Genomic DNA, 12,716 nt, shown 5'->3' with positions numbered 1-12,716 from the left:
TTCACGGTGTCCGCCGCCGCGGCCGCCGGGTACCCGGCCCTGATACACGGGAGGAGGCACATGCTTTTCGTCGTCCTGGGCTGCTCGGTGGCCTTCGCACTGCTGGTCGTGGAGGTGGTCCACCGGCTGGTGCGCCGGTTCAGCCACAGCGGCCGGATGTACCGGCCCGGTCAGGTCTTCGGGGCCCTGCTGGCCGCGCAGATCAGCCTCAGCGCGTACCCGGTGGACGCGCCGGTCACGTTGCACGTGCTGGGGATCGCGTTGATCCTGGCGGGCGCGTGGCTGCTGGCCGCGTTGATCAGCACGCTGGTGGACCTGTCGCTGTCACGGATTCGCACCGACGTCACGGACAACCGGCACGCGCGCCGCGTGCACACGCAGGTCGTGCTGGTGCGGCGGCTGGTGCTGGTGGTCATCGGGGTGCTGGCGGTCGGGGCGATCCTGATGACGTTCCCCGGTGCGCGGGCGGTCGGGTCCACGGTGCTGGCCTCGGCGGCGGTGATCGGTGCGGTGGCGGCGTTCTCCGCGCAGTCGTTGCTGGGCAACCTGATCTCGGGGTTGCAGATCGCGTTCAGCGACGCGGTGCGGCTGGACGACGTCGTGGTGGTCGAGGGCGAGTGGGGGCGGGTCGAGGACGTCACGCTGACTTACGTCGTGCTGCACCTGTGGGACGACCGGCGGCTGGTACTGCCCACCTCGTACTTCTTGAAGACGCCGTTCGAGAACTGGACGCGCACGCAGTCGGCGTTGCTGGGCACCGTCGAGCTCGATCTCGACTGGACGGTGCCGGTCGAGGCGATGCGGCAGGAGATGCGGTCCATGCTGGAGGGCAGCGACCTGTGGGACGGGCGGGTGTCGGTCCTCCAGGTCACGCAGGCGACGCAGGGGTTCGTGCGGTTGCGGGCGCTGGTGAGCGCCGCCGACGCCGGGAAGCTCTGGGACCTCAGGTGTTTGACGCGCGAGCACCTGGTGGACTGGGTGCAGCGGCAGCACGACGGGGCGTTGCCGCACATCCGCACGCGCGCGCTCACTCGCGCGTCGAAGCAGCAGCCCACAGGTGACCAGCACACGGACGCGCGGGTGTTCGGCGAGAGCCTGGACGGGGCGTTGCGGGAGCAGGCGTTTGCGGGGCCCAAGCAGTAGACCTAGGCCGTGGAGCGTTCGAGGATGCCGGTGATCAGGCCGCGGCATCGGGCGATCTCGGCGGCCTGGTCGTCCAGGCGGGCTACCTCGGCGTGCAGGGTCGCCATCAGGTTCGCGCACGGGTCGAGGCGCGGTGAGGCGTCCACGACGCACGGCAGCAGCAGCGCGATGGTGGCGACGGGCAGGCCCACGTTCAGCAGCGCCTTGATCCGCCGCACGGTCTCAACGTCGGTCTGCCGGTAGACGCGGTAGCCGTTCGGGGACCGTTCCGACGACAGCAGGCCGCACTTCTCGTAGTGGCGGATCGAACGGGCGGAAACGCCGCACTCGGCGGCCAGTTCACCGATCAACACGATGAAAGCCCTGCTGGCGCCGGCGGAGACGCCTGACCGACGCGGCCGCAATGGCGTCCCGTCGCCGGCGGACTACTGCCTGCGCACCGAGGTCGACGACCTGCACGCCGTCCTCGACCGCCACGAGAGCACCACCCTGATCGGCCGCAGCTACGGCGGGATCTTCGCCCTGCTCACGACTCAGGAGCGCGACGACCTCACGGGCGCTCGTGCTTTACGAACCCGCGATCGGCATCAACCCCGTCGCGGTCGACGCCTAGGAGAAAGCTCTCACCGCAGGCGGCCGCGACCTGACCCTGGAGATCGTGGTCGTCCGGATCGTCGACGAGCTGGTCTGCTGCGACAGCGCCCCCGAACGCTGGGAGGTTGCGACGACCATGATGTGCGAACTGCAGGCCGCCGTCCACGAGCCGCCGAAGCTGGACATTCCGGTCACGGTCATCGTCGGTGAGCACACGGATCACCTGTTCGGACCAGCCGCGAGGACCATCGCGAACGACACCGGCGGCGCCCTGACCACCATCGAAGGCGCAGGTCACGTGGCTCACCTGACGCATCCGGAAGAGTTCGCGAAGATCGTGCAACCAGGCGTCGCGGCCACTCCGTCCTAGATCCATGAGAAGACCGCTCGCCGTCGCGTTTTGCGCGCTGGCTCTCGGGAGCTGTGGTACGAACGGGTCTCCAGCCGTGCCCTTGGCGGAGGTGCCTGCCGTGTCAGCAGCCAAACCGGACAAGAACCGGATCGAGCAGGCGAAGCGTGACGGCCACCTCACAGTGCCACTGACGATCGCCGTGCAGCAGGGACGCAGCGAGGAGGTCGAGCAGGCACTGAAGGCGCTGGGCGCGACCGTCGAGTCGCGGGATCCCAGAATCGGCTACCTGCGCGCCGAGATGCCGGTCGACAAGGTGGAAGACGCGCATCTGATCATCGGGGTGTCCGCGATCGACGTGGACGAACCGCTCAGCAACAAGTTGCCTGAACCGTAGAAAGCCCCAGAATCTCGTGGATTCTGGGGCTTTCCGCGTTCCTAAGTGGACTTAGCTGACTGCCTGCACGATCACGGCACCGCTGCCGATCACGGCGTTGTCGAACGTGCGGACCTCGAGCTCACCGCGCAGCACGCGGCCGGCACCGGGCTGGCCGAGCGGCGTGATGACGCCCGTGGCGTTCCACGACGCACCCGCGGCGCGGTCGGCGTTGCTGTCCGAGACGGTCAGCGTGCCGAGCGACGAAGCGGTGTAGACGTCGAAGTAGTCGAACTCCGTGGTGCCCGCGGGCACCGCGTAGCCGTCCACCAGGGCGACCCAGTTGCCCGCGGCCGGGTTGGTGATCGTCACGGACTCCTCGGAGTCCGCGTCGGCCGACTGACCGGCGAGCACGCAGCTGCCCGTCGTGCAGTTGTAGACCAGCAGGTCGAGGTCAGCGCCCTGATCGGTGGTGTTGCCGATCGTGACGGTGAGCCGCGTCGAGCCGGGCGCGACGGCGATCGGGTACTGCTGCTGCGCGAGGTTCGCGATCGACGGGCGGGCCGTCTTCGCGCTGCCGACCGCACCCGCCGCGAGCCGGCCGTTGAAGCTGGCCTGCGTGTTCGTGACGGAGTAGGTGCGCTCGATCGGGGTGCCGACCGTGCCGGACGCGATGACGTCCGGGTTCGGGCTGATCGTCGTGCCGAGGACGGACGCGGTCACCGAGTACGGCGCCTCGTCGGCGTCGGAGGTGCGGCGCGCCTCGACCACGATCTCCCAGACACCGGCGATCGGGTTGGCGACCGTGCGGCTCGTCGGCGTGCCACCGGCACAACCGGCGCCCGCGTCGGGGTTGTAGCAGTTGGTCGACGTGTTGCTGTCGAACCCGATGCCCTGCGGGGTGTAGCGCAGGAAGCGGACCTGGCCCTTGCCGGCCTCGGCGCCACCGGCGGTCATGTCGACCTTCAGCGCGGTCGTGCCCTTCGGCACGTTCACGAAGAGGCTGGTCGACTGGTTGCGCGCGATCGTGCCCGACTTGGTGACCGAGAACTTGTTGGCGGCGGTGAAGTTCTCCGACGCGAACACGGCGTTCATGGTCTGCGCGTCAACGCCGGGGGTCTCCGGGTTGTCGAGCTGCAGGACGGCGCTGTGGGCGCCGGCCGTCTTGGCCTTGACCTTGACCGGGAACTGGACCGGCGTGTTCAGCGGCAGCTCGACCTTCTTGGCCGACGTGAACGTGCCGTCGTTGCCCTTCCACGACACGTTGTACGTCTCGTCGTCGTGGCCCGAGGTGCGCGTCAGCGTGTAGGTGCGGGTGTACTCCTGGCCCGCCGTCACGCCTTCACGGTCGTGGATGCCGACACCGACGTTCGGGGTGGGCAGGATCTGTCCACTGAGGACGGTGTTGACCGCGACGGACGTCTTCACCTTGTCCGGCACGGAGTGCTTGTCCAGCAGCGTCCACGCGGCGTTGGTGTTGAAGAGACCCGCGCCCTGCTCGTAGGCACCGAGGGTGCTCACGAAGTTCGCGCTGCGCTGGATCGCGTAGCGCAGCTCGGCGCTGGTGGGGCGCTGGCCGTTGTGCGTGGCCTTGAACGCGCTCACGAGCAGCGCGGCGGCACCGGTCGCCTGCGGGGCGGCCATCGACGTGCCGTTGAACTGCGAGTAGCCGGGCGGGAGGGCGTAGGTGCCCGCCACCGGGCCGCCTGCCTGCCAGCGCGGCGTGGTGGAGATCGCCGAACCGGGCGCGACGATGTTCGGCTTGAAGCCGCCGTCCTCCGCCGGGCCGCGCGACGAGAAGCCGTGCAGGTTCTGCTTCTGCGCGGTCTTCGAGCCGTAGTTGGAGAGCCAGGTCTCCTTGGTGATGTACGAGCCGACGCTCACCGCGTTGGTGGCGACCGACGGGTCACCGACGGTGTTGGCGCCCGCGCCCGAGTTGCCCGCCGAGATGAACAGCTGGACGTTGTACTCGTCGATCGTGCGGTTGTAGAGCTCCGCACGGGCGTTGTTCGGGGCGTCGTAGTTGAGCGCCGGGAGGCCACCGATGGAGATGTTCACGACGTCGGCGCCGTTGCGCGCGGCGTAGAGGACACCGTCGATGAGACCGGAGCTCGTGCAGGACGGGTTGGTGAGGCACGCCTTGATGGCGATCAGCTTCGCGCCGGGGGCCGCACCGGCCATCTTGCCGTCGAACATCTTGTTCGCCGCGGTGATGCCGGCGACGTGGGTGCCGTGCGCGGCGCCCGAGATGCCCAGGTTGACGTACGGGGTGCCCGCGTTGTCGTAGATCGAGCGGTCGGTCTGCACGACGAACGCGACGCGCTCGGCCACCGCGGTCGCGGGGTTGTCGACACCGAAGTAGCCGACGTCGTTCTTGACCTTGTAGTCGATCATGCGCTTGTTGTTGGTGAAGTCGCCGTCACCGTCGACGTCGACGAACACCTCCTTCGTCGTGATGTCCTGGAGGACACCGAAGACGTCGGTGCGGTCGCCGTCGCGGTTGATGTCGCCGCCGGTCTCGCTGTTGGCGAGGCCGAGGTCGCCCGCGGTCTCGGCGAAGCGGCCGAACGAGTACGGGCCACCGGTCGCCGGCGCGGTCCACTCACGGCCGCCGTCGGTGAACTTGCCGACCTTGCCGGTCTTGGTCATGGTGACCCAGGTGCCGTCGCCGGAGTTCGTGGCGTTCGCGTTGTACCAGTCGACGATCTTGCGCTCGCCGGTGCTGGTCGTCTGCAGGGCGGGCGTGTCGAGGTCGATGCCCGAGTCGATCACCGCGATCTTGGTGTCGCGGCCGTCCCACTTCGGGTGCGCGGTGGCGAACTGCGCCGCCTGCGTGTCCTGCGTCGGCATGTACGGGTTGGTGCGCGGGGTCTTCGAGTCCGGCGCCTTCTGCGGGGCCGGGTTCTCCATGCCCTGCGGACGCGGGTCGTCCACCGCGATCAGCCCGTCGACGTCGACCTTGTCGACCGACGCGAGCTTGGCCGCCTTCGCCGCGTTGTCACGCGGGATGGTCACCTTGACGTAGTCGACGTCCTTCTCGACCTTCTCGACCGTGGCGCCGAGCGCCTTGAGGTCGTTGATCGCGGCGTCGGTCTTGCCCTTCTCGGCGGCGACCAGCAGGTCGACGGTCGGCTTGCCCTCCAGGGCGGCCTTGTCGACGAGCGCGCGGTCCTGCTTGTCCAGCTGCTTGTCAGCGGCCGGGGTCTGCTGCGGTGCGTTCTGCGCGATGGCAGGGGTGGCGGCGAAGCCGAACCCGGTAGTGCCCAGCACCGCGGTCAGCAAGACCGTTCCGGTGCGGCGTCTCCAGTTCTTCACGGCGCATGTGCCCTTCGTGGGGTAAAGAGTGCTCCGAAGCACATCTCTTCGCCTCGCGAAGGGCAATCGTCGGATCGGCCCATTCCGCGGATCCACATTGGACTGTTCAGAGGCTTGAAAGGGCGCACTTTTAGTGCTGCGCGTTTCATTTCCGCCGTGGAACGAGCAACTACCTTCCAGTCAAGAGCTGATCGAGGGGAATGTCAAGACCTGCGTCAACGGTGAACGGTGTTGGCCTGTAACAGGATCCTCGCGCTCAACGATGCAGTGATCGCCATTTCAGCGCAATAGCGCGCGCAATCTCGCCCGCAGCCGACCGACGATGCTCTGGCCCGCGGCGAGGGGTTCGGGCTGCGCTCCGCACAACGAGCAACCGGCGCGATGTGCTTTCAGCGCCCGCTGGAGTTCCGTCACGTGCCGCGCGGTCCGTTGCGGCACCGAGTCCTTTTTGACCGACAGCAGGCTCAGCTCGGTCAGCACGTGCCTGCCGCGCCGCAGCCGGGCCTCCGGCGCGATGGTGTGGAAGAAGACCATGTTGCGGCTGCGCCTCGGTTCGACCGCCTCGACGTCGCACCAGGCGATGTCGGTCTGCCGGTCGATGCCGTGCGACGTGATGCCCTCGGCGGTCAGCTTCGTGCCGAGGCCCACCGTGCGCCACGCCACCGTCGCGCCCATGAGGAACCACAGGCCGCCGAACACGTAGGCGTACCAGGGGCCTTCCTTGGCCGCGAGCGGACCGAGGGCGGCCACGGCGATGCCGAGGCCGAACAGGACCCATCTCCACCTGGTGTGCATGACTCCATCCTGTTTACCCGATTTCCGGTGCTCGACTCTTCAACGCGGGCGGGAGACGTGGTGTTGAACGGGTGGCCGGTGGTCATTCCGCAGGACTGGCGGCTGTTCAGGCGCTACCTTGCGCGCATGGACCTCAAGCCGGTCGCCGACGAGCTCTACGGGCTGCCCCCGAAGGAGTTCACCGCGGCTCGCAACGCCGCGGCCAAGCAGACCGACGACAAGGACCTCGCGAAGGCCATCTCGGACCTGCGCAAGCCGACCGTGGGCGCCTGGGCGGTCAACAAGCTCGTCAGGGACGCCCCTGAGGGCCTCCAGGAGGCGCTGGGGCTGTCCACGGCCCAGCTGACCATGCGGGAGCTCGGCCGCAAGCGCAAGGAGCTCGTGGAGACCCTCGTCTACCGCACGCTGGAGCTGACCGGGCCGCTGGCGGACGACGCCGTGACCCAGGTCCGCAACACGCTGACGGCGGCGATGGCCGATCCGGAGTCCGCCGAGCTCGTGCGGTCCGGGCACCTCACCAAGGGGCTGGAGTACTCGGGGTTCGGGTTCGCGATGCCCGAGCCGGAGCCGGCGCAGGACGGCGAGGACGCGCTGGCCCGCAAGCGCCGCGAACGGCAGGAGCGCAAGCGGGCAGAGGCGCAGCAGGCGCTGGACGAGGCCGAGCAGGCCCTCGGGGAGGCGCAGGCCGACCAGCTGGCCGCGCAACGGGCGTTCGACCGGGCGGCCGAACGGCTGGAGGACGCCAAACGGGTGACCTCCGGGGCGGAGAAGGCGCGCAAGGCCGCCGAGCGCAAGCTCAACGACCTGGGGTGACCGGGCGGTCACGCCGGACGGCGAACCTGAAGGCCAGCTGAAGGAATTGAGCCTGGTCACAGCGAAAGACGACCGGAACACAGCGGTCCGGTTGTACGTTCAACAATGTGGTTGGCCGCCGGCGCTCGAGCTGGTCGCCAGGACCGTCTGACACCCCCAGGTCGGACTGTCCTTCCGCAGGCGGTTCGTGCTCGCGCCGCGGTCAACCCGCCGTCGGCCGGCACTCCGGTAACCCCCCTCACCGGTAGTGGCGGTCGGCGGCATCCTCTACAGGTTGTACTGGTCGTGGCGCTCGTAGAACGCCCGCAGCTCGTCCGGGTCCAGGTCGCCCGCGTTGCCAACCTCCAGGAAGAAGTTCTCGCGGGCGATGCCGGGCGCGAAGAGGATCAGCATCCGCACCGGCGCGTCGCTGTCGTTGCGGAACGCGTGGGGCTGGTTCGGCGGCACGTACAGGAAGTCGCCCTCACCTGCGCGAACCCACTCGTCGCCGTCCAGCAGCGTGATCTCGCCTTCGAGCACGTAGAACGACTCGGAGAACGTCTTGTGGAAGTGCGGACGCGCTCCCGGCTTGTGCGCCTCCATCCGCCACTCGAACAGGCCGAACTCGCCGTTCGTCACCGATCCGGGAGCCACGAAACGCGTGGTCCTCGTCGAAAACTCCACCTCAGACGCCGGTCGGAAACTCATTCTCGGTCCCCCAAAAAGTGAAATTGACTCAGGTCTCGTGCGTGACCAGGGGTCGATCTAGACTCGCCCGATGGCACATGACGCGGATGTCATCGTCGTCGGCGCGGGCCTCGCAGGTCTCGTCGCGACCGCAGAGCTCGCGGACGCGGGTCGCAAGGTCATCCTCCTCGACCAGGAGCCGGAAGCGTCGCTCGGCGGCCAGGCGTTCTGGTCGTTCGGCGGGCTGTTCATGGTGGACACACCGGAACAGCGCCGGCTGCGGGTCAAGGACTCGCACGACCTGGCGTTGCAGGACTGGATGGGCTCGGCGGCGTTCGACCGGGACGAGGACCACTGGCCCCGGCTGTGGGCACAGGCCTATGTGGACTTCGCCTCCGGCGAGAAGCGCTCCTGGCTGCACAACATGGGGGTGCGCTGGTTCCCGTTCGTGCAGTGGGCCGAACGCGGCGGGTACCTCGCGGACGGGCACGGCAACTCGGTGCCGCGCTTCCACGTCACGTGGGGCACCGGGCCGGGCATCATCGAGCCGTTCGAACGGCGGGTGCGCGAGGGCGTCGCGAAGGGCCTCGTGACGCTGAAGTTCCGGCACAAGGTCACGAGCGTCGACGTCACGAACGGCGTGTGCGAGGGCGTGTCCGGTGACGTGCTGGAGCCGTCGTCGGTGGCCCGCGCGGAACCGAGCTCGCGGACGGTCGTCGGCGACTTCTCGCTCAGGGCGCAGGCCGTGATCGTCACGTCCGGCGGCATCGGCGGCAACCACGACCTGGTGCGCAAGAACTGGCCGGAGCGGATGGGCAAGCCGCCCAAGTTCATGCTGGCCGGCGTGCCGGACTTCGTGGACGGCTCGATGCTGGAGATCACCCAGAAGGCCGGCGGCGCGATCATCAACTCCGACCGCATGTGGCACTACCCCGAGGGCATCGCGAACTACGCGCCGGTGTGGTCGCGGCACGGCATCCGCATCCTGCCCGGCCCGTCGCCGCTGTGGCTCGACGCCGACGGCAAGCGCCTGCCGATCCCGCTGTTCCCCGGTTTCGACGCGCTGGGGTCGTTGCAGCACATCACCTCGAACGGCCACGAGCACTCGTGGTTCGTGCTGAACAAGCGGATCATCGGCAAGGAGTTCGCGCTGTCGGGCTCCGAGCAGAACCCGGACCTGACCGGCAAGGACACCAAGGCCGTGCTCAAGCGCGCGCTGCCCGGTGCCGTCGCGCCGGTCGAGGCGTTCGCGCAGAAGTCGAAGGAGTTCATCCAGGCAGGCACGGTCGCGGACCTCGCCCGCGGCATGAACGCGCTGACCGGTGACTCGCGCATCGACGCCGCCGCGCTGGAGAAGGTGATCGTCGAGCGCGACCGCCAGGTGACCGCCGGCCTGAGCAAGGACATGCAGATCAACGCGATCCGGCAGACCCGCAACTTCCTGACGGACAAGCTGATCCGCGTCGTCGAGCCGCACCGGCTGCTCGACCCGAAGGCCGGTCCGCTGATCGCGGTCAGGCTCTCGGTGCTCACCCGCAAGACGCTGGGCGGCCTGCACACCGACCTGTCGTCGCGCGTGCTCGACCCGTCCGGCGAGGTGCTGCCGGGCCTCTACGCCGCCGGTGAGGCCGCCGGGTTCGGTGGCGGTGGCGTGCACGGATACCGCGCCCTGGAAGGAACCTTCCTCGGCGGCTGCCTGTTCTCCGGACGGGTCGCCGGACGTTCGGCGGCCGACGCCGTCAAGTAGGTCCCGCGTGGTGGACGCGGGTTGACGGTCCCCCGGCTTGCGGCTGTGCTGGAAGGCATGACGCAGATCGGTGTTCTGGTCGGCAACCCGCGGCCCGCCTCGCGCACGGCGCAGGCGGCCCTGGCCCTGCGCGAGGCGCTCGCCGCGACGCTCGGCGTGCCCGTGGAAGGACCCGTCGTCGAGGCGGCGGAGCTCGCACCCGCCGTCTTCACCGAGCCGGAGAAGATCAAGGCGGCGCTGGAGACGTTGGGGCAGAGCGACTTCCTCGTCGTCGTGACCCCGACCTACAAAGCCGCGTACACCGGCCTGCTGAAGGCCGTGCTGGACCAGGCACCACCGGCGTGGCTGCGCGGCAAGATCGTGCTGCCGTTGCAGATCGCCGCGGCCGACAAGCACGCGCTGGCCGTCGAGGTGCACCTGCGGCCGGTGCTCGCCGAGCTGGGAGCCGTTGTGCCCCAGGCGTTCTTCCTCAACGAGGCCGCGCTGCCCGCCGACGTGACGGACTTCGACCTCGACGCCCTGAAGGTGCTGCGATGAAGCAACAGCTGAGGGACGCGCTGCGCCACCACGCCCAGGCCGTCACGATCGTCACGGCGCACGGCGCGGAAGGTCCGGTCGGCACCACGGTCTCCTCGTTCACGTCGGTCTCGTTCGAACCACCGCTGGTCGTCGTCTGGATCGGCGAGGGCGCGTCGGTGTGGCCGGTGCTGCGGACCGCTCCCCTGTTCGCCGTGCACCTGCTGGAGGCGGGGCAGACCGGGCTCGCCGACCTGTTCGCCACCAAGGGCGTCGACAGGTTCGGGCCGGGCACGCGCTGGCAGGCCGACGACGACGGCGTGCCGTGGCTGCTGGATGCCCCGGTGCGGCTGCGCTGCCGGACCTCGCGGCGGATCGCGGTCGGCGACCACATCGCGCTGGTCGGCGAGCCGCTCGACATCACGCACTCCGACATCGCGACGCCGCTGGTCCGGCACCAGGGGCGCTACACCTCGGTCGCCTGACACTCGCAGGGGCAGGCAGGACCTGGGACCGCTCGGGATACTCGCCGCATGGACACCAGGTCTGAGCTGGGGCGGTTCCTGCAGTCGCGGCGCGGGCAGCTGCAGCCCGCGGACGTCGGCCTGCCGTTGTTCGACGAGCGCAGGCGGGTGCCCGGCCTGCGCCGCGACGAACTGGCCCGGCTCGCCGGGGTGAGCCAGTCGTACCTGACCCGGCTGGAGCAGGGGCAGTCGCTCAACGCGTCCGCCGAGGTGCTGGACGCGCTGGCGGCCGCGCTGCGGCTGGACGACACCGAACGCCGGCACCTGCACGACCTCTCGGCCCGCAGACCGCGCAGGGCCCGCAGGCCCGCGCCGGAGAAGGTCAGCGAGGCCACCCGGCAGTTGGTCGAGGCGCTGGGTGACGCCCCCGCGATCGTGCTCGGCCGCCGCAGCGACGTCCTGCTGTGGAACAGGTCCGGGCACGCGTTGTTCGCCGGACACCTCGACCCGCGCGGCCCCGAACGTCCGGAGGACCGGCCCAACACCGCCAAGCTTGTGTTCCTGGACGCCCACACCCGCGACCTCTACGAGGACTGGCCGCGCAAGGCCAGGGACGTGGTCGGCAAGCTGCGGCTCGCGGCCGGCCGGTACCCGGACGATCCCGCGCTGGCCGCCTTGATCGGCGAGCTCGCCGTGCACAGCACCGAGTTCGCCTCGCTGTGGGCCGAGCACAAGGTCAGGGACTGGGACATCGCGCGGCACCGCATGCGGCATCCGGCGGTCGGCACCGTGGAGGTCGTGCAGCAGGCGCTGCCCGTCCCCCACGGCAAGGACCAGCGGATCGTGGTCGTGACGACCGAGGCCGGCTCGGCCTCGCAGGCCGCGCTGACCCTGCTCAGCCGATCCTGACCTCGCGCAGGACGAACCCGGCGTTCGGGCGGCCCTGCAGCAGGTCGAGCAGACCACCGCTGACGGTGTAGAACGCGCCGCGCGGGCCCTCGGTGATGCCGCTGGTGATCGGGTCGGCGACGTGGTCGGTGACGGTCACGGTGGCCGCGGTCCAGTCCCGGTTCGGGCGGACGCGCTGCACGACGGCCGCGGTGCCGGTGAGCAGGCCGCTGCTGACGGCGGCGAGCGAGCCGTCCGGCAGCGTGCGGATCGACGCCGTCAACGCCACCAAGCCGGCGTTCAGCTTCACGACGCTCGCCTGCTCGGGCCTGCGCAGCGGAACGCGGACGAGGCCGCCGCCGCCCTTGGAGACGATGAGGTGGTCACCGGCGAGCGCGACGGAACTGGCGGCGATGTCGTCGAGGAAACCGGGGACGTCGAGGTTCGGGTCGCCCGCCAGCAACGGACTGGTGAGCAGCACGGAGGCCTTACCTCGCCGGTCGATCCGGTAGAGGTTGGCGCTCTGGGTGTCCACGGCGTACGCGGTGCCGTCGCAGTCGACGACGACGTCCGCGATGAGGTGGTTCCCGCCGCCGGTCAGCGCCGCGAGATCGGCGTACCACTGGCGTTTCCCGGTGCGCAGGTCGTAGCTCGCCACGCCCGCGGTCTTCAGCCTCGTCTCCGGCCTGCTGGTCTTCGCCGTGCCGAGGTCGACGTCCGTGACCAGGACGCGGTTGCGGGCGAGGTCGACGCGGACGCCCTGGGTGGAGGTCAGCCTCGGATCGTCGACGAGCGTGCGGACCTGGCCGTCCCGGCTCACCACCGAGACGGTGCCCGTGCTGAGCGACCCGACGAGGAACTGGCGGGAGCGGCCGTCGTAGTCGGCGGAGTGCGGGAAGACGCCAGGCCCCTTGGCGTCGATCACCACGGGCGCGGACGGGCCGGCGAGGGCGACCGTCGGGGTGACGAGGAAAGCGGCGGTGAGCACGGCGAGGACGCCGGTGGTTCGGAGGTTCATCGATCTGCCTTCTCGGTTGGGAGGACGAGATC

13 protein-coding genes are annotated in these 12,716 nt (G+C 69.7%); 8 read left to right on the top strand and 5 right to left on the bottom strand.

What is annotated here, in order from left to right; translation table 11 throughout:
• Positions 1-60: 60 nt before the first annotated feature.
• Positions 61-1,143 carry a mechanosensitive ion channel family protein gene (locus ACQEU1_RS32245; RefSeq protein ID WP_433209856.1) on the top strand — a complete coding sequence of 361 codons (1,083 nt, stop codon included), beginning with the start codon at positions 61-63 and terminating at the stop codon, positions 1,141-1,143.
• A 2-nt stretch (positions 1,144-1,145) separates the two neighbouring features.
• Here the strand turns inward: ACQEU1_RS32245 and ACQEU1_RS32240 are convergent, their stop codons facing one another.
• The gene (locus tag ACQEU1_RS32240) at positions 1,146-1,496 is read right to left on the bottom strand and encodes a MerR family transcriptional regulator (protein WP_433209854.1); all 351 of its coding nucleotides are present in this window, start codon (positions 1,494-1,496) and stop codon (positions 1,146-1,148) included.
• A 305-nt stretch (positions 1,497-1,801) separates the two neighbouring features.
• On the opposite strand from ACQEU1_RS32240, the gene ACQEU1_RS32235 reads away from it, so the two are divergent.
• On the top strand, positions 1,802-2,107 hold the full coding sequence (locus ACQEU1_RS32235) for an alpha/beta fold hydrolase (RefSeq protein ID WP_433209852.1): 306 nt from the start codon (positions 1,802-1,804) through the stop codon (positions 2,105-2,107).
• Positions 2,108-2,207: 100 nt separating this feature from the next.
• A complete protein-coding gene (locus ACQEU1_RS32230; protein ID WP_433209850.1) occupies positions 2,208-2,483 on the top strand; it encodes a hypothetical protein in 276 nt (91 codons plus the stop codon).
• 51 nt (positions 2,484-2,534) lie between these two features.
• Here the strand turns inward: ACQEU1_RS32230 and ACQEU1_RS32225 are convergent, their stop codons facing one another.
• Positions 2,535-5,777: a S8 family serine peptidase gene (locus ACQEU1_RS32225; protein ID WP_433209848.1), complete on the bottom strand. Its 3,243-nt coding sequence runs from the start codon at positions 5,775-5,777 to the stop codon at positions 2,535-2,537.
• 279 nt (positions 5,778-6,056) lie between these two features.
• Complete coding sequence (locus ACQEU1_RS32220) at positions 6,057-6,572, bottom strand: hypothetical protein (protein WP_433209846.1); 516 nt, start codon at positions 6,570-6,572, stop codon at positions 6,057-6,059.
• A 126-nt stretch (positions 6,573-6,698) separates the two neighbouring features.
• Here ACQEU1_RS32220 and ACQEU1_RS32215 point away from each other — a divergent pair, with 126 nt between their 5' ends.
• Positions 6,699-7,385 (top strand): hypothetical protein, encoded by a 687-nt coding sequence (locus ACQEU1_RS32215; protein ID WP_433209844.1) that lies wholly within the window; start codon positions 6,699-6,701, stop codon positions 7,383-7,385.
• 267 nt (positions 7,386-7,652) lie between these two features.
• Here ACQEU1_RS32215 and ACQEU1_RS32210 read toward each other — a convergent pair whose 3' ends face one another.
• Positions 7,653-8,018: a cupin domain-containing protein gene (locus tag ACQEU1_RS32210; protein ID WP_433209842.1), complete on the bottom strand. Its 366-nt coding sequence runs from the start codon at positions 8,016-8,018 to the stop codon at positions 7,653-7,655.
• Positions 8,019-8,142: 124 nt separating this feature from the next.
• Here ACQEU1_RS32210 and ACQEU1_RS32205 point away from each other — a divergent pair, with 124 nt between their 5' ends.
• From ACQEU1_RS32205 to ACQEU1_RS32190, 4 genes are read left to right on the top strand one after another with little or no spacing between them, the layout of a single operon-like run.
• Positions 8,143-9,798, top strand: a complete 1,656-nt coding sequence (locus ACQEU1_RS32205) for an FAD-binding dehydrogenase (protein ID WP_433209840.1) — start codon at positions 8,143-8,145, stop codon at positions 9,796-9,798.
• Positions 9,799-9,855: 57 nt separating this feature from the next.
• Positions 9,856-10,335, top strand: a complete 480-nt coding sequence (locus ACQEU1_RS32200) for an NADPH-dependent FMN reductase (protein ID WP_433209838.1) — start codon at positions 9,856-9,858, stop codon at positions 10,333-10,335.
• Positions 10,332-10,799, top strand: coding sequence for a flavin reductase family protein (locus ACQEU1_RS32195; RefSeq protein WP_433209836.1), 468 nt, complete (start codon positions 10,332-10,334; stop codon positions 10,797-10,799). Before ACQEU1_RS32200 ends, ACQEU1_RS32195 begins: the two co-directional genes overlap by 4 nt.
• 48 nt (positions 10,800-10,847) lie before the next feature.
• Positions 10,848-11,687, top strand: coding sequence for a helix-turn-helix domain-containing protein (locus ACQEU1_RS32190; protein WP_433209834.1), 840 nt, complete (start codon positions 10,848-10,850; stop codon positions 11,685-11,687).
• On the opposite strand, the gene ACQEU1_RS32185 is transcribed toward ACQEU1_RS32190, so the two are convergent.
• Positions 11,674-12,684 (bottom strand): hypothetical protein, encoded by a 1,011-nt coding sequence (locus ACQEU1_RS32185; RefSeq protein ID WP_433209832.1) that lies wholly within the window; start codon positions 12,682-12,684, stop codon positions 11,674-11,676. The two genes, ACQEU1_RS32190 and ACQEU1_RS32185, sit on opposite strands and share 14 nt — an antisense overlap.
• Positions 12,685-12,716 lie beyond the last annotated feature (32 nt).

Source organism: Lentzea sp. CA-135723 (assembly GCF_050936595.1).
Taxonomy (GTDB): Bacteria; Actinomycetota; Actinomycetes; order Mycobacteriales; family Pseudonocardiaceae; genus Lentzea.
Note: the sequence above shows the minus strand (reverse complement) of the source record. Positions and strands in the feature narration are given on the sequence as shown.